Annotated in this window: 22 protein-coding genes; 18 read left to right on the forward strand and 4 right to left on the reverse strand. The window is 49.0% G+C overall.

Features of this window, described 5'->3' with window-relative positions; genetic code table 11:
• Positions 1-72: 72 nt before the first annotated feature.
• From H9Q77_RS01520 to H9Q77_RS01585, 14 genes are all read left to right on the forward strand, one after another.
• Positions 73-1,098: a CPBP family intramembrane glutamic endopeptidase gene (locus H9Q77_RS01520; RefSeq protein WP_249326391.1), complete on the forward strand. Its 1,026-nt coding sequence runs from the start codon at positions 73-75 to the stop codon at positions 1,096-1,098.
• 51 nt (positions 1,099-1,149) lie between these two features.
• Positions 1,150-1,854 (forward strand): acyl-[acyl-carrier-protein] thioesterase, encoded by a 705-nt coding sequence (locus tag H9Q77_RS01525; RefSeq protein WP_249326392.1) that lies wholly within the window; start codon positions 1,150-1,152, stop codon positions 1,852-1,854.
• Between the two features lie 79 nt (positions 1,855-1,933).
• Entirely contained in the window at positions 1,934-2,773 is an 840-nt protein-coding gene (locus H9Q77_RS01530; protein WP_249327113.1) for a CvfB family protein, read from the forward strand.
• A gap of 68 nt (positions 2,774-2,841) precedes the next feature.
• The gene (locus H9Q77_RS01535) at positions 2,842-3,033 is read left to right on the forward strand and encodes a YjfB family protein (protein ID WP_022154100.1); all 192 of its coding nucleotides are present in this window, start codon (positions 2,842-2,844) and stop codon (positions 3,031-3,033) included.
• A 233-nt stretch (positions 3,034-3,266) separates the two neighbouring features.
• On the forward strand, positions 3,267-4,352 hold the full coding sequence (locus H9Q77_RS01540) for a PucR family transcriptional regulator (RefSeq protein ID WP_118547392.1): 1,086 nt from the start codon (positions 3,267-3,269) through the stop codon (positions 4,350-4,352).
• A 255-nt stretch (positions 4,353-4,607) separates the two neighbouring features.
• On the forward strand, positions 4,608-5,294 hold the full coding sequence (gene ftsE, locus H9Q77_RS01545) for a cell division ATP-binding protein FtsE (protein WP_118692460.1): 687 nt from the start codon (positions 4,608-4,610) through the stop codon (positions 5,292-5,294).
• Positions 5,284-6,219, forward strand: a complete 936-nt coding sequence (gene ftsX, locus H9Q77_RS01550; protein ID WP_249326393.1) for a permease-like cell division protein FtsX — start codon at positions 5,284-5,286, stop codon at positions 6,217-6,219. The genes ftsE and ftsX overlap by 11 nt, the downstream gene beginning before the upstream one ends.
• A gap of 81 nt (positions 6,220-6,300) precedes the next feature.
• On the forward strand, positions 6,301-7,533 hold the full coding sequence (locus H9Q77_RS01555; protein ID WP_022154104.1) for a murein hydrolase activator EnvC family protein: 1,233 nt from the start codon (positions 6,301-6,303) through the stop codon (positions 7,531-7,533).
• Positions 7,534-7,734: 201 nt separating this feature from the next.
• The gene (locus tag H9Q77_RS01560; protein WP_022154105.1) at positions 7,735-9,012 is read left to right on the forward strand and encodes a S41 family peptidase; all 1,278 of its coding nucleotides are present in this window, start codon (positions 7,735-7,737) and stop codon (positions 9,010-9,012) included.
• A 128-nt stretch (positions 9,013-9,140) separates the two neighbouring features.
• On the forward strand, positions 9,141-9,863 hold the full coding sequence (locus tag H9Q77_RS01565; RefSeq protein WP_022154106.1) for an amino acid ABC transporter ATP-binding protein: 723 nt from the start codon (positions 9,141-9,143) through the stop codon (positions 9,861-9,863).
• A 143-nt stretch (positions 9,864-10,006) separates the two neighbouring features.
• Positions 10,007-10,933 (forward strand): transporter substrate-binding domain-containing protein, encoded by a 927-nt coding sequence (locus tag H9Q77_RS01570; RefSeq protein ID WP_249326394.1) that lies wholly within the window; start codon positions 10,007-10,009, stop codon positions 10,931-10,933.
• A 91-nt stretch (positions 10,934-11,024) separates the two neighbouring features.
• Positions 11,025-11,753, forward strand: coding sequence for an amino acid ABC transporter permease (locus tag H9Q77_RS01575; RefSeq protein WP_022154108.1), 729 nt, complete (start codon positions 11,025-11,027; stop codon positions 11,751-11,753).
• The gene (locus H9Q77_RS01580; RefSeq protein WP_118692350.1) at positions 11,746-12,510 is read left to right on the forward strand and encodes an amino acid ABC transporter permease; all 765 of its coding nucleotides are present in this window, start codon (positions 11,746-11,748) and stop codon (positions 12,508-12,510) included. Before H9Q77_RS01575 ends, H9Q77_RS01580 begins: the two co-directional genes overlap by 8 nt.
• An 88-nt stretch (positions 12,511-12,598) precedes the next feature.
• Positions 12,599-13,192 carry a cytidylate kinase-like family protein gene (locus H9Q77_RS01585; RefSeq protein ID WP_118547396.1) on the forward strand — a complete coding sequence of 198 codons (594 nt, stop codon included), beginning with the start codon at positions 12,599-12,601 and terminating at the stop codon, positions 13,190-13,192.
• Here H9Q77_RS01585 and H9Q77_RS01590 read toward each other — a convergent pair.
• Complete coding sequence (locus H9Q77_RS01590; protein ID WP_249326395.1) at positions 13,173-14,120, reverse strand: C39 family peptidase; 948 nt, start codon at positions 14,118-14,120, stop codon at positions 13,173-13,175. The genes H9Q77_RS01585 and H9Q77_RS01590 overlap by 20 nt on opposite strands.
• Before the next feature lie 187 nt (positions 14,121-14,307).
• On the opposite strand from H9Q77_RS01590, the gene H9Q77_RS01595 reads away from it, so the two are divergent.
• Complete coding sequence (locus H9Q77_RS01595; RefSeq protein WP_249326396.1) at positions 14,308-15,417, forward strand: HD-GYP domain-containing protein; 1,110 nt, start codon at positions 14,308-14,310, stop codon at positions 15,415-15,417.
• A gap of 765 nt (positions 15,418-16,182) precedes the next feature.
• On the opposite strand, the gene H9Q77_RS01600 is transcribed toward H9Q77_RS01595, so the two are convergent.
• The gene (locus H9Q77_RS01600) at positions 16,183-17,574 is read right to left on the reverse strand and encodes an alanine/glycine:cation symporter family protein (protein WP_249326397.1); all 1,392 of its coding nucleotides are present in this window, start codon (positions 17,572-17,574) and stop codon (positions 16,183-16,185) included.
• Positions 17,575-17,776: 202 nt separating this feature from the next.
• Here H9Q77_RS01600 and H9Q77_RS01605 point away from each other — a divergent pair, with 202 nt between their 5' ends.
• Both H9Q77_RS01605 and H9Q77_RS01610 read left to right on the forward strand, forming a co-directional pair.
• Positions 17,777-19,696: a glycoside hydrolase family 2 TIM barrel-domain containing protein gene (locus H9Q77_RS01605; protein WP_249326398.1), complete on the forward strand. Its 1,920-nt coding sequence runs from the start codon at positions 17,777-17,779 to the stop codon at positions 19,694-19,696.
• Positions 19,671-20,612, forward strand: coding sequence for a beta-galactosidase small subunit (locus H9Q77_RS01610; RefSeq protein ID WP_022154884.1), 942 nt, complete (start codon positions 19,671-19,673; stop codon positions 20,610-20,612). The genes H9Q77_RS01605 and H9Q77_RS01610 overlap by 26 nt, the downstream gene beginning before the upstream one ends.
• Here the strand turns inward: H9Q77_RS01610 and H9Q77_RS01615 are convergent.
• Positions 20,591-21,319 (reverse strand): NAD-dependent protein deacylase, encoded by a 729-nt coding sequence (locus H9Q77_RS01615; protein ID WP_443981883.1) that lies wholly within the window; start codon positions 21,317-21,319, stop codon positions 20,591-20,593. The genes H9Q77_RS01610 and H9Q77_RS01615 overlap by 22 nt on opposite strands.
• Positions 21,282-23,057, reverse strand: coding sequence for a hypothetical protein (locus tag H9Q77_RS01620; RefSeq protein WP_118551068.1), 1,776 nt, complete (start codon positions 23,055-23,057; stop codon positions 21,282-21,284). Before H9Q77_RS01620 ends, H9Q77_RS01615 begins: the two co-directional genes overlap by 38 nt.
• 514 nt (positions 23,058-23,571) lie before the next feature.
• Between H9Q77_RS01620 and H9Q77_RS16805 the strand changes: the two genes are divergently transcribed.
• Entirely contained in the window at positions 23,572-24,075 is a 504-nt protein-coding gene (locus H9Q77_RS16805; protein ID WP_249327114.1) for a YdcF family protein, read from the forward strand.
• Positions 24,076-24,208 lie beyond the last annotated feature (133 nt).

The raw sequence follows: 24,208 nt of genomic DNA on the forward strand, positions 1-24,208 counted from the left end.
AGCAGAAAAATAAGGGGCTGTGTATCCTTGCGGTGCACAGCTTTTTCTATGACATGAGGGAGAGAAAAGAAAATGGACGAAAAAAGTATGAAGAAGAATTTTTCCGGTCTGGGCTTAAGGTTCCTGATCGGAACATTGATCATCTATGCGGTACAGATAGCAGTCGTGGGTGTTGTGGGAATGGTAAAACCGGAGTGGCTGGAGAATACGACCATCAACCTGATCCTTGCTGTCCTACCGTTGTATCTGATCGGCATGCCGGTATTGATCGCGCTGGTAAAACAGATGCCGGGGGAAGCACCTGTGAAGAAAAGCATAACCCCCGGGCAGTTCGTTGTGGCGTTGATCATGTGCTATGCATTGATGTATTGCGGCAACCTGGTGGGAACGCTGATCACTACGGTAGTCGGCGCACTGAAGGGCTCGGAAGTAGATAATGCCCTTATGGCCTACGCCACAGAGTCCAACATGATCGTTACCTTTCTCTATATGGTGATCTGCGCACCGATCCTGGAAGAATATATTTTCCGCAAGCTGATCGTGGATCGCACCCTAAAATACGGTCAGGGAGTGGCGATTATCCTGTCCGGTCTGATGTTCGGACTGTTCCATGGCAACCTGAACCAGTTCGCGTATGCAATGCTGCTAGGAATGTTCCTGGCATTTCTGTATGTGAAGACCGGTAACCTGAAGATCACCATCGGCTTACACATGTGCATTAATTTTATGGGGGCGGTAGTCAGTGTACTGTTATTGAAGGCAATTCATTTGGACGAATACCAGGAGATCGTTATGAACGGTGGGGATGCGCAGGCGGTCATGGATTTCATGATGGCGTATCTGCCGGGATGGATCGGCTATATGGTCTATGTATTGTTTATTCTGGCAGTTGTGATCACCGGAATTGTATTGTTTATTGTCTTCCGTAAAAGATTTGCATTGGATCCGGGACAGATCCCCAAGGGACAGAGATTTAAAACAGTCATCTGCAATCCCGGAATGCTCTGCTATTGCATTTTCTGGATCGTGATGATCCTTCTGCAGATGTTCCCGGAGATCGTGCAGATGCTGTTGGGAATCTCTCCGTTGTCCCTGTAAAAACATTCCGCAGGGGCTGACAGTGGGGAGCAGACAAAGGAGATAAGATACATGTATGCATTTGACAGCAGAATACGTTACAGTGAGACAGACAGCGAAGGGAGACTGACGCTGAATGCCCTGCTGAACTATTTTCAGGATTGTTCCACCTTCCATTCGGAAGATGTGGGGCTTGGAATCGGCTATATGAAGGAGATCGGTCAGGTCTGGGTGCTTTCTGCCTGGCAGATCGTTGTGAACCGTTATCCGCAATTAGGGGAAAAAGTCAGGATCGTGACCCTGCCCTATGAACTAAAAGCATTTCTGGGATACCGTAATTTTGCCATGCTGGATGAAAAGGGTGAATATATCGCGAAGGCTAACTCCCTATGGAGCCTTCTGGACGTCGCCACGGGCAAGCCGGTGATGGTAAATGAAGATATGCGCAGAGGCTATGGGATCGACGAAAAGCTGGACATGGACTATGCCCCCCGTAAGATCACCGTACCGGAGGGTGGACAGCTGCTGGAACCTATCGTGGTGAAAAAACATCATCTCGATACCAACCATCACGTGAATAACGGGCAATATGTGAATATTGCCATGGAATATCTGCCGGATGATTTTGTGATCCGTCAGATGCGTGTGGAATATAAAAAACAGGCATTTCTGGATGATGTGCTGCATCCTTATGTAGTGCAGACAGAGACCGGATATATCATCTGCCTGCAGGATGAGGAAGGCAGACTCTATGTATCTGTAGAATTTCTACGATAGTAGTGATAATAGCAGAAGGAAAAGAAACCGATAACTGAGCAAAAGCTGTGAAACAGACAGAACAGGAGAAACCGTGGAACTGAAATTAGGCGAAAAACAGACGCTGGTAATTGTGAAAAAAGTAGAATTCGGAGTCTATCTGGCAACGAAGGAAGCACCGGAAGACAAAGTGCTCCTGCCGGCCAAACAGGTCCCTGCCGGAGCAAACGTGGGAGATGAGGTGGAGGTATTCCTGTATCGGGATTCCAGCGACCGCCTGATCGCCACGACCAGAACTCCCAAATTAATCATGGGACAGGTGGCACTGCTGACGGTAGTGCAGATCGGCAAAGTCGGAGCTTTCCTGGACTGGGGGCTGGAGAAGGATCTGTTCCTGCCCTTCAAACAGCAGACGCGAAAAGTAAAAGCCGGAGATCAGGTGCTGGCTTCCCTTTATATCGACAAAAGCGGCAGACTCTGCGCGACCATGAATGTCTACGAACAGCTGCGCACAGACAGCCCTTATAAAAAAGATGACATGGTGACAGGAAGAATCTATGAGATCAGCAAAAATTTCGGTGCATTCGTAGCGGTGGATGACTGCTTCTCCGCACTCATCCCGAAAAAAGAACTCTTTGGTGCCACAGAGCCGCCGAAGATCGGAGAACAGGTGACCGCCCGCGTTGTAAAGGTATTGGAAGACGGTAAACTCACACTGAGCATCCGGGAAAAGGCATATCTGCAGATCCAGAAGGATGCGGAGAAGATCGAAAAATTGCTGGACAGCTATGAAGGCTCCCTACCTTTTAACGATAAGGCAGCACCGGAGGTCATTACCCATGAGACCGGCATGAGCAAGAACGAGTTCAAACGTGCCGTGGGACACCTGCTGAAGGAAGGCAAAATTCAGATCACGGAGAAAAATATCCGCAGAATCTGACGTTGTAATCGTTGACGGAAAGTGATACAATAACATTACCCGAAGGGTGCAGACAAGGAGGTGGTCCAATGGATATCGCAGGATTATCAATGGCAATGGCATCTACCAACTTACAGAATAAAGTGGGAACAGCAATGCTGGGCAAGGCAATGGATACGAACGAAGCTCTGGGCCAGGGACTGGTACAGATGATCGATTCCGCAGCCATGGAGCGCAGCGTGACACCGGAGCTGGGTGCCAATATAGACTTACGACTGTAATATAATAAACGTCAAGACGAAAAGGGTTCGGAATATTAGTTTTCCGAACTCTTTTTTTACGCTTATTTGAAAATAAAATAGCATTTTTACTAAAAAGTGCATAAAAAACTATTGCAATTTTACCAGTTTTTTTGTAAATTTGTATTATGTATGATATGAGGGATACGCTCTCGTATCATTTTTCCGGGGTAACAGCGAAAGAGAATTATAGTTGGGGACTGAAGGAGCAGAAGATGATATCAAATCAGATTTTACAGAACACCATTGAAGGACTGAAAGGAATCGCCAGAGTCGAACTGTGCGTCATGGATGTGGATGGCAAGGAAGTAGCGGCCACCATGGATATGGGGAACTGTTCTAAGCCTGCGGTGGAATTCGCAGCATCACCGGCTGATTCTCAGGAGATCCAGGGATACCAGTATTTCAAGATCTATGACGAACAGCAGCTGGAGTATATTCTCGTAGCCGGCGGTACCGGTGAAGATGTCTATATGATCGGCAAAATGGTTGCTTTCCAGATCCAGAATCTGCTGGTAGCTTATAAAGAAAGATTTGATAAGGATAACTTCATTAAGAACCTGCTGTTGGACAATCTGCTGCTGGTGGATATTTACAGTCGTTCCAAGAAGCTTCATATCCAGACAGATGTTCCCAGGGTGGTTATGATCGTGGAATCCGCAGGCGGCAAGGATAATAACGTCCTGGAGATCGCCAGAACCCATTTCGGTTCCAACAGCAAGGATTTCATCACGGCAGTGGACGAGAGCAACGTGATCGTGGTGAAGGAGTTCTCAGAGACCGATACCGGAAAAGAGATCGAGAAGGCAGCCAGAGCGCTGGAGACCACTCTTCTGAAGGAAGGCATCCGGGACGTCCGGATCGCATACGGAACTATCGTGCATGAGATCAAGGAAGTCAGCCGTTCCTACAAGGAAGCCAAGATGGCGCTGGATGTAGGCAAGATCTTCTTCGATGAGAGAGATATTATCGCGTACAGTGAGCTGGGAATCGGCCGACTGATCTATCAGCTGCCCATTCCGCTGTGCAAGATGTTCATTCGTGAGATCTTCGGCGGCAAAAGCCCAGATGATTTCGATGAAGAGACACTGACCACGATCTATAAATTTTTCGAGAACAGCCTGAATGTGTCCGAGACCTCCAGACAGCTGTTCATCCACAGAAATACACTGGTATACCGTCTGGATAAACTCCAGAAGAGTACCGGACTGGATCTGCGCGTATTCGAAGACGCCATCACCTTCAAGATCGCGCTGATGGTTGTAAAATATATGAAGTACATGGAAACTTATGAGTATTGATTTCTTGCAGAGCCATGAAATAACGGAAAATGAGCGTCGAATGCTTGCATTCGTAAGAACATTTGACGTTATTTCTTTGGCGAGAAAGCCTCAATGAGCAAAAGAAAAGCTCCGTAGGAGCGATTTTGCGAATGAGGCTATGCAAGAAATCAATATGGTGAAATATGATGACAAGGCAGTAGAAAGGCAAGATAGCAAATGGCAAACAAAGAAGCACAAAGGCTGAAGAGAGAACGGATCATAGAGGAAAATGGCATTATCTTCCTGGACAATGTAAGCAAGTCCTATTCCACCGGCTCTCCGGCACTCAACGGCGTAACGCTGAGCATCGGAAGAGGGGAATTTGTATTTATCGTAGGTGACAGCGGATCCGGTAAATCGACGTTGATCAAATTACTGCTGCGGGAGCTTACATCGACCAGCGGCAGTGTTTATGTTATGGGAAATGATCTGGCGAAATTAAAGCACAGACAGATCCCCCGATTCCGTCGTAACCTGGGCGTGGTGTTCCAGGATTTCCGACTGCTGAATGACCGTAATGTTTATGAAAATGTAGCATTTGCACAGCGTATCGTGGAGACTCCTGTCAGCGAGATCCGCAGAAATGTTCCTGCAATCCTGGCTACGGTAGGGCTGGCAGGCAAATACAAAGCCAAGACCAAACAGCTCTCCGGAGGTGAGCAGCAGCGCGTGGCACTGGCCCGTGCGCTGGTGAACAATCCTTCCATACTTTTGGCGGATGAGCCCACAGGTAATCTGGATCCCAATAATTCCTGGGAGATCATGAAGCTGTTAGAGGAGATCAATGAAAGCGGCACCACGGTAGTCGTGGTAACCCATAACCGCGAAATCGTCAATGCCATGCAGAAACGAGTGATCACCATGAAAAAAGGCGTGATCATCAGCGACGAAGAGAAGGGTGGGTATATTGATGAAGATTAGTACACTGTTATATACGATCAAGCAGGGATTTGCCAATATTTTCCGAAATAAATGGTATTCCCTGGCATCTATTGCGACCATATCGGCATGCCTGTTTCTGTTTGGCCTGTTCTACTCCATCGTGGCTAACTTCCAGAACATCCTGAAGACAGCGGAGGAAGGCGTGTCTGTGACCGTATTTTTCCATAGTGAATGGGATGGCTGTGAGAGTCATACAGAGGGACAGATTCCTTCCGAACAGCAGATAGAAGAGATCGGACAGGACATCGCCAAGCGTGCTGAGGTATCCGACGTACAGTTCAAATCCGCAGACGAGGCATGGGCTACCTTCGGACCGGACTATTTCGGCGAGGATTATGCGGAAGGTTTCCCGGAGAATCCGCTGGCGGGAGAAGACAGCTATGAGATTTTCCTGAGCGATGTGTCCATGCAGGATGCACTGGTGACCTGGCTGCAGTCCATTCCGCAGGTGCGTAAGGTCAATTATTCCGAGATGACGGCCAATACCCTGAGCGGACTGAATCTGCTGATCGCTTATGTGTCCATGGGTATTATTGTGATCCTGCTGGCTGTCAGCATCTTCCTGATCAGCAATACCGTAGCAATCGGTATCTCCGTGCGGTCGGAAGAGATCAATATCATGAAATATATCGGTGCCACGGACTTTTTCGTGCGTGCACCTTTCGTACTGGAAGGCATGCTCATCGGACTGATCGGAGCTGCCGTTCCGCTGGGACTGATCTATTCTCTGTATAATTACGCACTGAATTATATCGTGGAAAGATTCATGGTACTCAGTGGTTTCCTGAATTTCCTGTCGGTAGATGAAGTGTTCCATTTCCTGATCCCGGTATCTCTGGGAGTCGGTGTGGGCATCGGTTTCCTGGGAAGCATATCTACCGTCAGAAAACATCTACACGTATAATGAAGTAGTCATTCCCGGGTATCTGCATGGCAGTACCCGGGTTCTAAAAACCCGCAAACAAGTGATACGGATGGGAGTTAAATGAATAAGAATAAAAAAGGAATCCTTCTGGCACTTTGCCTGGTGCTGGCGGTCCCGGTATGCGGCAGCGGTCTTCCCGCGCAGGCTACCAGCATGTCTTCCATTACGTCAGACAGCATCCGGGAGAAACAGGATCAGATCAATCAGGCACAAAAAGAACGCGAAACGATGAAGAGCAACCTGAGCAACCTGGAACAGATCAAGAAAGATCTGGAAACCAAGAAAAGTAATCTGAAAAGTTACGTTGCACAGCTGGATCAGAATCTGAGCGAGATCGAACAGAATATTGCAGACCTAAAGAGCCAGATCACAGCCAAAGAGGAAGAGATCACACAGACACAGGAGGAACTGGATGCGGCGCAGGCCAAAGAGGATGCGCAGAAGGATGCCATGATCCGTCGTATCCGTGTCATGTATGAAAAAGGAGATTCCTATATCCTGGATATGATGTTAAAGGCGGAGAGCTTCAGTGATTTCTTGAACCGGGCGGATTTCATGGATCTGGTCATGGCATATGACCGCCAGCAATGGAAAGAATTCATGGAGAACCGTAAATACATTGCACTGTGTAAGGAAGAACTGGAAGCGGAGAAACAGATCCTGGATGAAGCTAAGGCCGGGGTGGAGCAGGAGCAGGCCAATATGGAGGCCCTGATCGACCAGAAGAGCCGGGATATCACCGCCTATGAGAGCGATATTTCCAACAAAGAACAGGCGATCAAGGAGTATAAACAATCCATCGCCGATCAGGATGCAGAGATCGCAGCACTGGAGGCGGCGATCGCAGCAGAGAAAAAGAGGATCCTGGAGGCCAGCGGTACGGTGCTGACCTATGACGGTGGTGTATTCAAATTCCCGCTGGCATCCTATACCAGAATTTCGGATGATTATGGCAACCGTATCCACCCTACCCTGGGAATTGAACAGTTCCATAATGGCGTGGATTTCGCCGCACCGAAAGGAACAGCGATCTATGCAGCCTACGACGGCCAGGTGGTGGCAGCCACCTACAGCAATACCATGGGGAACTACGTCATGATCGACCATGGCGGCGGCCTGTATACGATCTATATGCACGCATCGGCACTGTATGTGTCCAGGGGTGATATCGTAGTCAGAGGGGAGACCATTGCGGCGGTAGGCTCCACCGGACGTTCCACCGGCAACCATCTGCACTTCAGTGTTCGTAAGGATGGAGCATATACTTCACCTTGGAATTACCTGTCGCAATAGTTCTGCAATCGCAGAGCGCGTGACTGCTTGCGGGCAGAGCGCTATGGCGATTAGCAGAACAAACATACATGAGCAAGTAGGGCGATAGCCCGGAATGCGAATGTATGCAGCATTTCGAGAGTGCGAAGCACGGAGAAATGCGTGTTGCGATAAAGACGCGCCGTGTTGCAACGAAAGCTTGGAAAATAAAGGAGAGTATATATGGAAGAAAATAAGGAATTGGAAACGGTGACGGAGTCCCAAAGGAATGCCGGAAAGGGTTTGTTCCTCAGCGGCATTATCGTAGGATTCGCTGCGACTCTTCTCGTGGTGGGGGGCATCTTTATCGCTTTCCAGATCCATCGTATCGTTACCGTGAAGGACGATGTGTCGGCGCAGGTATCCTATGACGAGGATTCTGCTGTCAATGCCCAGACGATCAAAAAGCTGCAACTGCTGGAAGACACGGTAAAAGAGAACTTTTACTTAAGCGAGGTCACCAATGAACAGCTGGAGGACGGTATGTACCGCGGACTGATGGAGGCTCTGGATGATCCGTATTCCGAGTATTACACCGCAGAGGAACTGAACGAACTGACAGAACAGACCCAGGGAATCTATTATGGTATCGGAGCCTATGTCAGCATGGATTCCGATACGAATCTGCCGAAGATCAGCGGTGTCATCGAGGGCGCACCGGCGGCGGATGTGGACCTGCGGGCCAACGATATCATCTATGAAGTGGATGGAGTGTCCACTGCGGGCAAGACGCTGACGGAATCCGTGAGCATGATCCGCGGGGAAGCTGGCACCACGGTAGATCTGACGATTGTCAGACAGGGCGCGGGCGATTATCTGCACGTTACGGTAGAGAGAGCAAAGGTGGAGAGTCCCACCGTCAAATATGAGATGCTGGATGACAACATGGCATATATCCAGATCGTGGAATTCGATGATGTGACCATAGACCAGTTCACGGATGCATTGGCTACCGTAAAAGGATCCGATATGAAGGGACTGATCCTGGATCTGCGGGGCAACCCCGGCGGAAGTCTGGATGCAGTGGTACAGATCGCAAGAAAGCTGCTTCCGGAGGGAATGATCGTATATACCGAAGACAAGGCGGGCAAGCGCACAGAATATACCTGCGACGGCAAGACTCCTCTCGAAGTACCGCTGGTAGTGTTGGTGGATATGAACAGTGCCAGCGCTTCCGAGATCCTGGCGGGAGCCATTCAGGACTATGGCATCGGAACCCTGGTAGGTACCACTACCTTTGGCAAGGGAATCGTACAGCAGATCATGCCGTTTACCGACGGTTCCGCCATTAAGATCACCATCAGTGCCTATTATACCCCCAACGGCCGCAATATCCACGGCACCGGTATTGAGCCGGATGTGGAATGCGAGTTTGACGGGGATGCTTACTACAACAGCGATACCCCGGTGGATAACCAGCTGGAGAAAGCAAAAGAAGTGTTAAAAGATTTGATGAAATAAAAGCTTGACAAAGCGCACAAAACTGTTTAAGATTTAACCCATAAAACGAAGGCGTTTTTACCAAATCGGTAAAAGCGCCTTTTTCTGTTACATAAGTTCCTGCCCGGAACACAGAATGGAGGAGCAAAATGATCAGACTGGAAAATGTATGTAAGAATTTCGGAGATCTCCAGGTACTGAAAAATGTCAATCTGGAAGTAAAAGAAGGCGAGAAGCTGGTTATCATCGGACCCTCCGGCTCTGGGAAATCCACCACCGTGCGATGCATGAATTTCCTGGAGGAGCCTACCAGTGGTCATGTCTATATCGATGGACAGAAGCTGACGCATGCGAATAAGACCAAGATCATCCGGGAGTCCATCTCCATGGTGTTCCAGCAGTTCAATCTGTATCCGCACATGACGGTGCTTAAGAATCTGACCATAGCTCCCATGAAGCTTCATCACAAGAGCAAAAAGGAAGCGGAGGATCTGGCATATCATTATCTCGATGTAGTAGGTCTGCGGGACAAGGCACATGTATATCCCACCACACTGTCCGGAGGACAGCAGCAGAGGATAGCCATAGCGAGAGCCCTGTGTGCACAGACAAAGATCATACTATTCGATGAACCCACATCCGCACTGGATCCCGAGACGATCCAGGAAGTATTGGATGTCATGATCAAGCTGGCAAAAGAAAACATCACCATGGTAGTGGTCACCCACGAGATGGGATTTGCCAGACAGGTAGCGGACCGCGTGGTATTCATGGCAGATGGACAGATCATAGAAGAGGGAACTCCGGATCACTTTTTCGAGAATCCTTCCAACGAACGCGTAAAGCAGTTCCTGGGCAAGATCATCCGCTGAAATCCTGTGAACCATACTCTGGTCAGCACAGCGGCAGATGTATTATCATGTCGGTCTATCCATGAAGCCGCATTTTACAGCGTGTCAGTCAGAAAGGCTTCGTGTTTAGATATATATTGAGGAAATAAAAGGAGGAGAAAGTTATGAAAAATTTGAGAAAATGGATTGCACTTGCGGCAGCAATGGCAATGACAGCAACACTGCTCACCGGATGCGGAAGCTCCGAAGCACCTGCATCTGAGGCAGCAGCTTCTACCGCTGACAGCAGCACAGCAGTGGCAACGGCACCTGCGGAGACCACAGCAGCAGACGGAGAGCTGGCAGCAGATGTACAGGCGATCGTAGACAGAGGCGTATTGAGAGTCGGTGTTAAGAATGCGGTAGTCGGCTTCGGCTTCCAGGATACCCTGACCGGTGAGTATTCCGGACTGGAGATCAGCCTGGCTGAGAAGATCGCAGAGAGCCTCGGCGTGGACGTAGAATTCACCGCAGTTACCGCAGCTACCAGAACCGAGCTTCTGGATTCCGGCGATATCGACTGCGTACTGGCTACCTTCACCATTACCGATGAGAGAAAGCAGAGCTGGGATTTCTCCACTCCTTATTTTACAGACTATGTAACCGTACTGGTAGAGGATAAGAGCGGCATTACTTCTCTGGCAGACCTGGTAGACAAAAAGGTCGGTGTATCCTCCGGTTCCACTTCTGCAAAAGCACTGGTGAATGCTATGATCGAAGCCGGTCTGATCGATGGCAGCGGATTTGATGCAGATACCTTCGATCCCGCACTGTGGACCACAGGCATCTCTTTCCAGCAGTATGATGACTATCCTGCCATCTCCACTGCACTGAGTGCCGGTGAAGTAGATGCGTTCTGTGTAGATAAGTCTATTCTGGCGATTTACAAGACCGAGGGACGTTCTTACATCGATGACAAGTTCTCACCTCAGGAATACGGCGTAGCTACCGCTAAGGGTTCCGGCCTCTCCGCTTATGTGGATGAGCTGATCCAGGGATGGTTGGCAGACGGTACGATCGACAGCCTGATCACTGAGAACGGATTAGAGTAAAGATAACATAAGAAGCAGTCTACAGCGCCCGAAGACTAGGGAGTACACGGAGGGGCGCTGTAGAGATGAAAAGTAACCGGGAGGAAACACTATGTCTGGTATTATTTCAGCGAGAGCCTGGGGCAAGGTCTGGGCGTACAGGAGTACATTCCTGTTAGGACTTCTGAATACTGTGGAGACAGCAATTTTCGCCATTCTGTTGGCACTGGTGCTGGGTGTGATCTTCGGCCTGATGGCGACCAGCGGGAAAAAGATATTGCAGGTCATCAGCAGAGTCTATGTAGAGATCATGCAGAATACACCGATCCTGCTCCAGCTGTGTTTCTTCTACTATGCACTGGCATTTTCCGGTCACAGCATTGGAATCCTGCCGACAGGTATTGTTGCACTGGGCGTATATACCGGAGCCTATATGGCTGAGGTGGTACGTGCAGGCATCGAATCCATTCCCAAGGGACAGTTTGAAGCGGCACAGTCCCAGGGATTCACCTATGTGGAGCGGATGTATTATATCATCCTTCCGCAAAGCATCAAGATCATTTTACCGCCTATGGTAAACCAGATCGTGAACCTGATCAAAAACACCTCCTGCCTGTACATTATCGGCGGAGCCGATCTGATCTCGCTGACTTACAGCTTTGTCACCGGGGAAAATACCGGCGGTGCTTATGCACCGGCATATCTGGTCAGCGGACTGCTATTTTTCATTATATGTTATCCACTCTCCAAGACAGCCAGTGTCTGGGAGATTCATCTGAAAAAAAGGGATCAACGAGTGACATTCCAAAAAACAGAAGGGCAGGTGACAGACAATGAGTAATCTGGAAGCAAGCTTTTCCATTTTGGCACAAAAGGGAGTAATGCTCTATATCCTGAAGGGAACACTATTCACTCTGATCATTGCGCTGATCGCCGTCGTGTTAGGAATTGTCATCGGTTCCGTACTGGCTCTGTGCAGGAATTACTGCACAAGCAAAACTACGAAAATATTTGGTATTATCGCCACCGTATACATAGAAGTGTTCCGGAATACACCGTTACTGCTGTGGATCTTCATCTGCCTGGTGTTCTGCCCCTGCCCGGAGCTGTTCAACCGGAAGCTGTTCGGACTGACCACGGTAGAGACGAAGCTGCTGTTCAAGGCAGCGGTTGCTTTGATCCTGTTTACCTCTTCCGTCATTGCCGAGATCATCCGTGGAGGACTGAACTCCATCGCCCACGGGCAGTTTGAAGCCGGTCATGCGCAGGGCTTCAACGTGGTGCAGGTCATGATCTATATCATCCTGCCCCAGGCATACCGGAACGTCATCCCGACCCTCCTCAGCCAGGTGATCACGACCATCAAGGACTCTTCCTATCTGGCCAACGTGGCAACCATTGAACTGATGGCTCGAACCAAACAGCTGCTTTCCGCCGCCAGCCGCTACAATGGCACCGGCAATGTAAACGTATCCGATGTATTTGTGCTGTTTGGAATGGCTGCATTGATCTATTTTATCATCAACTACACCCTGTCCTGCGTGGTGCGCTCTATGCAGAAACGGCGGAAGAGACCGGTACGGGTGGTAGCGGAATAACTGCCTTTTTAATATATGTGATTCGTGTTCGCGCACACTCGGAACAAAACTATTATATATAAAAACGTGCGCAGAAATGGGGATTTGTATGGAACAATATGTGATCACGATTTCAAGACAATTCGGAAGTATGGGACGATCCATCGCCAAAGAATTATCAGAAAATCTGGGAATCGAATTCCTGGACAGAGATATCGTGGAAGCCACAGCGAAGCGCATGGGACTTCCGGTATCCGTCATCAGCGACGAGGAAGAGAGTATGAAGTCCACATTTTTCCGCAGGCAGTATCCGCTCGGGATGGGAATGTCCAGCCTGAAAGATGAGATCTTCTATACTCAGAAAAATATCATCCGTGATTTTGCGGCAAAAGGCTCCTGCATTATTGTAGGCCGCTGTGCAGATTATATTTTGGAAGACATTCCGAATCATTTGAATGTGTTCGTCTATGCACCGGAGGAAGCGCGACTGAAAAACTGCGTGGAGAATTTGCAAATGGATCCCCAGACAGCGAAAAAGATGATGCGTGATGTTGACGCAGCACGTAACCGCTACCACAAGGCATACATTCCCGGCTGGCAGAGTGTCTTCGACCACAAAGATCTCATGATCGACAGCAGCCGGTTCGGCATCGACGGCACGGCAAAGATCTTAGCGGATATTGTCAGAAACCAGTGGGGCTGATGGCCCACAGATTCTTGATCTGCGGGGAGAGCGTGACATAGTCCCAGGTGTGGGAACTGTTGCTTACCCGGTTGGGATCCTTGACACAAAAGCCCGTGTCATCATAATCAAAGAGCAGGATATAGTGGCCGGAGGTGGTGAAATCCCCCGGTCGCATGCTGCACACGATAAGCTTGCCCTGATCCAGGGCTTTTTTCATACTGTTTTCACTTAAGGATAATTCTTCGCCGGACAGACCCAAAGCCGACAGGCCATCGGTCCACAGGGACCAGCTGGTACCGGATTCTGTATAATATCCGTTTTTTTCACAATAGGAAGCCATTTCTCTTGGGGTGCCGTTCAAATCCCGGGTGAAGTATACATAGGCCATGGACAGGCAGGTAGGCCCACAGCCGGAGAGACCGATGATGCTGTCGCCGAAGGACACATAGCCCCAACGCTTGTCCCATTGCAGGAACAGAGGGACCTGTCCGATGATGACATCGTGAGTGAGGTCGATAGACTGACCCAGATAATTTTGCCGATTAGGGTAGTCAGCTACGAAATCTGCAGCTTCTGCATTGTTTTTCACAAGCTCTGACAGGGCTTCTATGATGTTTTCAGCATCTGCATCAACGGACGAGAGACTTTCGGCGAAGGTGGTTTCATTTTCTTCTTGCAGCGCGGCAAAATCATATTTGGATACCGGCAGGTCGTATCTTGCAGTCAGCTGGTAGTACAGATGATTGACGGTGGGCAGAATCTCGCCACCGTAATCCTGCCAAAAAGATACTGCGGTGAGAAGCAGCAAAACAGCAACGGAAATGCGGAAGAAGCGTGCAATGCGTTTTCTTCTGCGGATGGCTCGCTTCCGGCGGAGCATCTCCTGTCTGGAAATTCTGCGGCGCTGTCGGTGCACCGGTATCTGATGTGCTGCATTTGTATTCATAAAAATCCCTCCCAAGAGTCCCTTTTTTGACAAAATAACCGTCTTTTTCTATAGAAGAGTATAAAGGAATGTCTGATAAAAAGTCTTTTAAGCAGTTTTAAACTTTTGGACAGATATCTTTAAGATTTCATGAAGATATGCTACAATAATGCATGAACTAAAATCATCCGGAAAGGGGAAGCGACCGATGATCAGGAGAAAATATGTGCCGCTGCGCATTGTGCAGCCGGGAATGATGATCGATCAGGCGATCATAGACCGTGCGGGTCGTGTACTGATCGCCAGAAGAACCCGACTGGAGGACTTCCATATTGATGCGCTGAAGAAAATGGGAGTCACAGGCATCTATACCTGTGAAGGTACGGAAGATATCAAACCGGCAGAGGCAGATAAGACACAGTCATTGCCCGAACCCTTACAGAAAAAATATGATCAGGTGAAGGTCAAGGATCCTGCCAAAGTACAGATCTCTGAGAGCGTAAGAAACCGTGTGGCACAGGGCGTGCAGTATTTGTACCAGGACACGCAATCGCCGGACTTCACCAATGCGTCCAGGAGCATAACAGATGATCTACTGCGTGCCATTGAAGATAATGATGCGGTGGCAGTGGATATCGGGGCATTAAAGGTCAGCGATGAATACACCTTCAAACACAGCGTGGATGTAGCGACCATGTCCATGATCGTTGCAAGAAAATACGGACTGGATGACAAACAGGTATACGAAATCGGCATTGCAGGCCTTTTACATGACATTGGGAAATCAAAAGTACCGAATGAAATATTGAACAAGGCAGCGAGACTTACGGACGAGGAATTCGCCATTATGAAGCAGCATTCTGTATATGGCTACCGGATCCTGCAGCCGAAGGAGGACCTGTCCACGGAGATCAAGCTGGGTGTGCTGCAGCATCATGAGAAGATAAACGGAAAGGGATACCCGATGGGGGTTACGGGAGATAAAATAGACCTGTTTGCAAGGCTGATCTCCATATCGGATATCTATGATGCCCTGGTGACGGAGCGCCCTTACAAGAAACCGTTCTCCCCCAGAGATGCCGTGGAGATGATCATGTCCATGACGGAAGAACTGGATATTAACGTTATGCGCTGCTTTTTAGAGAGCGTCATCCTCTATCCTGTCGGCACAGACGTGGCATTGAGCAACGGCGAGACCGCCCGCATCGTGGAGAATATCCCCAATGCCGTTCTCCGTCCAAAGGTCCTGGGACTTACCACCGGACGAGTGTACGACCTCGCCAATGATGTGAAATGCGCGAATATTATTATTTTGTAAATTGAAAGTTAGTGAAATACCACCCGGATGACTTTGTTGTCTTCCTGGGTGGTATTTTGGTTTTGCTGTTCCAATCTTTACCGCCTGAAATCTATTTTGTGCTGTATAAGCAGTAAGTTTGAAGTGATTTTCTTTTATAGTGACTGATACTTACTGCCGGAATGGAAGCATCCTATGCCGAAGCGGTAATTGTCAGAACGTTTTCATGAATTCTTCAATAAAAATACTGCTTGGATTTCTAAAAGCACTTTCAGGGCAGTAATATGCTTGCCCTACTAAGCAGGGAGTTAGCAAAACAGCCCCGTAGCCCTCTTTCTATTGCTTTGGTGAAAATCGCATCAAAATAGCAAAATCCGTACAAAAAAACTTCTAAATCAGGAATTTTTGTACGGAATTTCTTCATTTTGCACGCTCAGCGAAAATAACAGCTTTTTACATGGCAAAATCTCATGTTTTTGTATTTTTTTAGCAGAAAATGGTGTTTTTAATACAAACAGATCTCCCCGGGTGGCAGATGGCATCCGCAATGAGCCACGCTATTCATAAGATTGGCAGCAAAAGGCGCTGCCAATCTTATTTCATATCGCGGCGTTCGCCGCATCACGGCATAAGTAAAGACAGCGATTTGTGCGCAAGCGCCCATCGCTGTCCTCACTATGCCTATGCGCGGCTCATTGCTCGCGTAAACTCTCAATTTATCGTCATTATTAAACGAAAGAACTACATTATTTATCCAATGATCATAACGCAGATCCCATTCAGATACTATCCGTTTTCTTTTGCAAAATATTCCTTTGTCATCTTCACTACAACGCCAGACAGCAGGAACACGGCAATCAGGTTGGGAATGACCATGAGTCCATTGAAAGTCTCGGCGATGCTCCACATCAGTCCGAGGTTCATGGTAGCGCCTACGATAGCTGTAAGGGAATACAGCACCATGAAAGGCATGTTGGAGCGGGAACCGAAGAGGAACTCGATACATCTCGTACCGTACAGTCCCCAGCCAATGATCGTCGAAAATGCGAAACAGCACATCGCCACGGCGGTAAAGACAGATACCCAGCTGCCGTAGACAGCGGTGAATCCACTGATGGTCAGTTCCGCACCGGCAGCTTCACCGTAATTTACGGGTACGCCGCTGCACAGGATGACCAGCGCTGTCATAGTACAGATGATGATGGTGTCCACGAATACCTCAAAGATACCGAAGAAGCCCTGCTTTACCGGCTTCTTCGTATCGGCACAGGCGTGGGCGATGGATCCGGTACCAAGACCGGCTTCGTTGGAGAAGATGCCGCGGGATACGCCCTTTTTCATACTCATGAAGAAGCTTCCGACCACACCGCCGGTGACAGAGGCGGGATGGAAAGCACCTTCTATAATAGAAGCAAATACAGCAGGTACAGACTTAATATGGAAAAAGATCACACCCAGTGCCAACACGATATACATGATCGCCATGAAAGGAACGAGTTTGGAGGTGACATTGCCGATCCGCTTGATGCCGCCGATCAGGATCAGGGCAATGATGATCGCCAGAGCCACGCCGATGATCAGGTTGACAAGCTTCACAGCATCTGCAGGCAGTACGTTAAAGCTGCTCAGAGCAGAATCAATGGCGGTAGTGATCGTATTGACCTGTGTGGCATTACCGGTACCAAACACAGCCAGTACACCGAAAGCGGCGAACAAATACGCCAGGAAGTGCCATTTTTTATCCAGTCCGTTCTTAATATAATACATAGGGCCGCCTACCAGATCTCCCTGTGCATTGGTCTCGCGGAAGTGTACAGCAAGCGTTACCTCGGCGAACTTGGTGCACATGCCGAGCAGCGCAGATACCCACATCCAGAATACCGCACCGGGACCGCCAATGGCGATAGCACCTGCCACACCTGCCACATTACCGGTACCAACGGTAGCTGCGAGAGCGGTACATACCGCCTGGAAAGGTGTCAGGGCTCCGTCGGAGGCTTCTTTTTTCTTCATCATACGTCCCAGTGTCACCTTCATGGCATAGGGGAACTTGCGGATCTGCAGGAAACGCGTCCGGATACTTAAATACAGACCGACGCCGATGATACAGATCATGGCGGGGACACCCCAGATAAAATTGTTGACAACACTGTTGACTGCTTCAATTGTGGATAACATAGACGAAATCTCCTATCATTTGTGGATATAAGGCAAATACCTTTATAGATTAACATATTTTCACATATGCTGCCACAAAAATCTTGATTTCCGGGTAGCGTTGTATCATTGGATCTGTTTTGCCGAAAGAGAGAAATACTTGTTGCATGGAAGAAAATTCACAATTATTATAATAGAAAAGGGATAAATAAGGAGGAGCAAAATGGAAGCAGATATCAGATGGCTGGACGATCCACAGGTGTTCCGGGTCGGTCAACTGCCAGCCCACAGTGATCATCCGATCTATCAGGATGCGGAAGAAGCGGCAGAGGGCAGGAGTTCCCTGGTACAGTCTCTGGACGGGACCTGGGAGTTCGCCTATTCGGTGAACGCGAAAAGCCGGCCGGTGGATTTTTATCAGGAGAATACTGCAAATGTAGAATTCGATACGATCTGTGTGCCGGGACATATTGAACTGGCAGGTTATGACCAAATTCATTATATCAATAATATGTATCCCTGGGAGGGGAAAATCTACCGCCGTCCGGCGTATACGTTGGGGAAAGGTCTGGCAGAAGGTGCTTTCAGCGAAGCAGAGTATAATCCTGTAGGAAGCTATCGCAAGCGTTTTCACCTGGCGGAAGGTCTGCGGGGGAAAAGGGTGATCATCTGTTTTGAAGGCGTGGAACAGGCGATGTATGTCTGGCTGAACGGGCATTTTGTGGGATATGCAGAGGACAGCTTTACCCCCTCCGAATTCGATCTGACACCCTATATTAAGGAAAAGGACAATCTGCTGGCAGTGGAAGTACATAAGCGCAGTACGGCTGCTTTTCTGGAGGATCAGGATTTCTTCCGCTTTTTCGGAATCTTCCGGAGTGTGGAATTATATGCCAAGCCGCAGTGGCACGTGGAAGACCTTTGGGCGAAGCCTTATTTTTCCGTAGAGGATGGAAAAGGCATGTTAGATGCAGCAATCAAAATATCTGCTGAGGATGAAGGACAGCGTCCGGGCAAAATGCGTGTATGCCTGTCGGATGCCAACGGGAAATGCCTGTTGGAGCAGACACAGATTTTGCAGTCACAGGTGGAACAGACGCTGCACCTTCGGGAAACATTGGCAGAAAAAGTAATCCCCTGGAGCCATGAGAATCCGTACTTATATCAGCTGGAGATCACTCTGACAGACAGTGAGGGGGAAATGACGGAAGTGGTGCCGTACAAAATAGGCTTCCGTGATTTCTCGCTGGATCCGCAGGATAAGGTAATGAAGCTGAATGGTAAGCGGTTGGTGATCTGTGGTGTGAACCGTCATGAGTGGAATGCGGCATCCGGCAGATGTATTTCAATGGAAGACATGAAATGGGATATTGCCTGCTTCAAACGCAACAACATCAATGCGGTCAGAACCTGTCATTATCCGGACCGCAAGGAATGGTACGGACTGTGCGATGAAGCCGGAATCTATGTGATGGCGGAGACGAATCTGGAAAGCCACGGCTCCTGGCAGAAGATGGGTGACACAGAGCCCTCCTGGAATGTACCGGGTTCTGTGCCGGAGTGGAAGGAAGCGGTAGTGGACCGCGCCAGAACGAATTTTGAATGTTATAAGAACCATCCGTCAATCCTGTTCTGGTCCCTGGGAAATGAATCCTATGCTGAGGATGATATCGCTGCGATGCAGCAGTTCTTCAAGGAAAACGATGACTTGCGTCTGGTGCACTATGAGGGTGTTTTCCATAACAAGGCATATGAGGATGTGATTTCCGACATGGAGAGCCGGATGTATGCATATCCGCAGGAGATTATAGATTATCTGGAAAACGATCCGAAAAAGCCGTATCTGTTGTGCGAATATATGCATGATATGGGCAATTCCCTGGGTGGAATGAATTCCTATATGGACCTGTTGGACCGTTTTGATATGTACCAGGGTGGCTTTATCTGGGACTATATCGACCAGGCACTGTGGGTAAAGGACGAAGTGACGGGACGCAGAGTACTGCGCTACGGAGGAGATTTTGATGACAGACCCAGTGATTATGAATTCTCAGGGAATGGAATCTTATTCGCAGACCGTAGTGAAAAACCGGCAATGCAGGAGGTGAGATATTATTATGGCACTCAGAATCGTAATCGGTGATGTGACGATAGGTATACAGGGACAGGATTTTTCCTATATTTTCTCTGTGGGATGCGGAGGCATGGAGTCTTTATATAAGGATGGCAAAGAGTGGCTGTACAGGACTCCCCGACCGGCTTTCTGGCGCGCGGTCACGGATAATGACAGAGGGTGTGGATTCGCATTCCGCAGTGCGGTATGGTCCGCGGCGGATCGTTTTGTACGCTGCAGCCGGGTAGAGGCCCGGATGGATGGAGAGGAGATTGCCATCCCGCTGGCACCGGCGAATAATAAATACACCGGAAAAGAGACCTGTGACAGATTCGAGATGATCTATACGTATGAGACGCCGACAGTTCCGGCCACGGAGGTGACAGTGACTTATACGGTGGAAACGGATGGCAGAATCCATGTGCAGGCAGAGTATCGCGGACAACAGGGTCTGCCGGAGCTTCCGGTATTCGGAATGAGGTTCCTGATGCCCACCGCAGCGGAGCGGTATACCTATGAAGGACTGTCCGGAGAGACCTATCCGGACCGTATGGCAGGAGGAATCCCCGGTGTGTATGAAGTACAGGGCCTGCCGGTGACACCTTATATGGTGCCTCAGGACTGTGGGATGCATATGCAGACCAAATGGCTGGAGATCGTCAGGAAGACTTCCCTGGATAATACAGACCGTGGAGGAAGAAGCAGCCGTTTGAAAATAACTGCGGAAGAGGGAAAAGACTTCGCATTTTCTTGTCTCCCCTATACGGCGCAGGAACTGGAAAATGCCATGCATCATGAAGAACTCCCTCCTGCCCGCAGGACGGTGGTATCCATCTTGGGAGCAGTGAGAGGCGTGGGAGGTATCAACAGCTGGGGTGCTGATGTGGAAGACATTTATCATATCAGCGGAGAGCAGGATATTTCTTACGGATTCTGGATCGAGTGAAATACTTCCCCGATCGGTCCCTGAATCAGAAGATCCGCATTTTTGTCTCTGGGGGTCGCACTTTTGTTGATGACCACCAGCTTATCACCCTGAAAATAATCAATTAACCCGGCTGCGGGATAGACAGCCAGAGAAGTGCCGCCGATGATCAGGACATCTGCTTCGTGGATGTATCTGACGGCGGCATTTATCGTCTTTTCATCCAGTCCTTCCTCGTACAGGACCACATCCGGTTTAATGGTGCCACCGCATTTCTCACAGTGCGGTATGCCGGTGCTGTTTAAGATAGCATTCAGACCGTAGAACTGATGACATTTTTCACAGTAATTGCGAAGTACCGAGCCGTGAAGCTCCAGGACAGTCTTACTTCCGGCGGCCTGATGCAGTCCATCGATATTCTGTGTTATTACAGCACGTACTTTTCCGGCACGTTCCAGCTCTGCCAGCTTTTTATGGGCGGCGTTCGGCTGAGCTTTTGGGAAGAGCATCTTATTCCGGTAAAAACGGAAAAATTCTTCCGGATGGGAACGGTAAAAGCTGTGACTCAATATGGTCTCCGGAGGATAGTCGTATTGCTGATGGTACAGACCGTCCACGCTGCGGAAATCCGGAATCCCACTTTCGGTGGAGACACCGGCACCGCCGAAAAATACAATGTTATCGTAGGTATCAATGATCTTTTGCAATTCCTGAATCTGTTCCTTCAAATTTTCCATAAGTTATTCCTCCTTCGTAAATTGTACCGATCGCCAGATATTTAAACAGCTGCAGCAGAATATAGACACCGCAGGAATAAAAGCTGTTGATGAATTTCTGCATATCTTCGGTAAACCATCCGGTAAACAGACCGCAGCCAAAACGCAGTAAAACAGCACTAAGCAAGATCCCGCAGCTTAGGATCCACAGTTCCAGATCGGTTCGGCCTCCATGGAAGAGTCCGTGGATCACGCGGACAGTCAGCACAAGGAGAGCAAGAAGAGCCAGCAAAAATACGGGCTTTCCAAACACCTGATAGAGGGCATTTATTTTGTTCAGAAGAGACACCATACCAGAACTATAGACTTCATTGAAATCATATAAGGTCTCGTCGGCAATGGAATCATAATCTGCCGCCTGGAACTGTGACAGTGTAGGATACACTGCCAGGCAGGAGGTAAATGCCTCCATACGGCGGATATCCGACAGACGCCCGGTGCTTTTGGCAGAGCTGCTTAGAGCACAGTCCGTATAACCGGCGATCTTCCATATATTTTGCAGAGTATCAGACAGGATACGCGGAATTTCCGAAGGTAATATTCCTCTGGATTGGGAGGAAAAATAGAGCGCACCGTCCTGCCTTTTTGTTAAATCACCCCGCTCTACTGCCGCATGGAGCTCAGAGAGAACGCTGCCGTAAAAGGTCTGCGCACTGACGGCATCCGGGGAATAGCCGGAGTCCTGTACCGCATCCCGTAACACCCAGCTGAAGTGGTCACCGGGGATCTCTCCGTTACTCGTAGACCAGTCTTCCACATAGGAATCTAATAGCGGCTGGAGCTGTTGCAGGGTCGGACTGACGGCCTCCGCTCTGGCAATCGTCTCCCTGGAGATCCAGATGTCGGAGCCTGCTTCCGTATTGCCCTGCAGATGATAGAACAGGGACATCAGTTCGGCAAAATTTCCCTCCGTGCGGTCGTTGGTCAGGAATACACCGTAGTGGACCTGATTGATGGCGGAAATCGTTATATTGCCGCAAAACAGAAGCAATATCGGCAACAGAAGTATGAAACATTGGAGCAAAAGCTGCCGTCCTGTCCGCTTTTTATGCAGTGCCAGTATCACATAGCCTACATTCCATACTGTCATGACAGCGATAAACGGCAGGATCCAGACGGAATCCTCTCGGATCTGCCAGAAAAAGGCAAGAGCCATGCCGGTCAGAACTGCCCAGGGAAGCTGCTTTTTCAAGGGAAGCTCCTTGCGCAGGGTAAGACCGATCATGCCGGAAAATACAACCAGCACCATTCCGGGAACAATAGCCATACGGTACAGGCGCTGTGTTACCAGCTGCGTCAGACTGATGGGAGAAAATAACAGAAGCAGATACAGGAGCGTCTGTCCATAGGGATTCTTCCATCTGACGGATAATGCGCGGACGAACAGCCAGGCACCCACAGCCTGCAGTAGAGCCAACAGCACGGAATAAGGCAGACATAATTTTTTCGCAAGAACCAGGAACATCGGATATCCGATCCCTTTGGCGAGAGCATAGGCGTCGTAGCTGCCCAGCCATACGCCACTTAACAGATCGTAGGCATTCTCGAACAGCATCCGGTCGTCATAGCGCTGGTCGGCGAGGATCATATAAGGGATCCGCAATCCGGCAAGTATCCGGAGGGCAGTAAAAAACAAAATTATGATAGGAAGACATTTTGTGAAATTTGTTTTTGGTGTCGGTCTGCACATAAGAATCCTTCTTCTCTAAAGTATTATACTAATCAATTACATCACATTTTTCCGCAAGGTACAAGTCAGCCGATGCCGGTAAAAGAAAAATTTTTAAAAAATTAAGAAAACCCTAAACTATGTGGTATTGAGCCAGGTGCTGCAGATATGCTACAATAAGCCATAGGGAAAGATTGGAGGATGTATGAAGAGGGACCGCTTGATTCCGGTGGAAAAAAGTAAAAAAGTGATCTATCTGGATCCCAGAGGCAGAGGCGTGGATCAGAAGCACTACGGAGCAATGGCACTGTATGTTCTGGCGGTGCTGTGTGCGCTGTATTGTGTGGGAATCGGGTTGTTTGTCGGCTTTGGCAGTTATTTTTTCCTGATCTGGGGCGCGATCGCTGCGTTTTGTGCTGCATGGGGCTGGATACTGACTCATAAATCCGTGCAGGAGAGAATCCCGCGCTGGATCCGTATGACGTTCCGCGGGCTGGTGGCAGCTGGAATGCTGTTGCTTCTTATATTAGAAGGAATGATCTTCGGACAGTTCGGTGCGAAAGCAGAGGCGGGAGCGGACTACGTCATCATACTGGGAGCCCAGTGGAAGACTACCGGTCCCAGCTATGTACTCCAAAAACGTCTGGATAAAGCCATAGAATATCTGAATGCCAATCCGGAGACGAAAGTCATCGTGTCCGGCGGACAGGGTTATAACGAGCCTGTCAGCGAAGCGGAGGGTATGAAAGGATATCTTGCGGATGCAGGAATCGATCCGGAGAGGATACTTGCGGAAGATGCTTCCACGAATACGACACAGAATCTGATCTACAGCGGAGAACTGTTGAATAAATCGGAGGACAGTGTGGTCGTTGTCACCAATAATTTTCATATGTTCCGAGCTCTTGCCATTGCGAAGAAGCAGGGATATCTGCATGTGGAGGGACTGTCATCCGGAACTTTTCCTCTTACAGTACCGAATAATCTGCTGAGAGAAGCTTTTGGCATAGTGAAGGATTTTATGGCGAACAACTTATAGGATTGTGGGAGTGCGTAGCACGAAGCAATCCGTAGGTATCAAAGTCGGGGGCCTTTGACCCCGACATCCTTATAATAAGGTTACAGGTACCGGCTGCGAAGTGCCGGCACAGGAGTGGACATACAGACAAGAG

Origin of the sequence: Simiaoa sunii (genome assembly GCF_014337175.1) — a bacterium.
Lineage (GTDB): Bacteria > Bacillota > Clostridia > Lachnospirales > Lachnospiraceae > Acetatifactor > Acetatifactor intestinalis.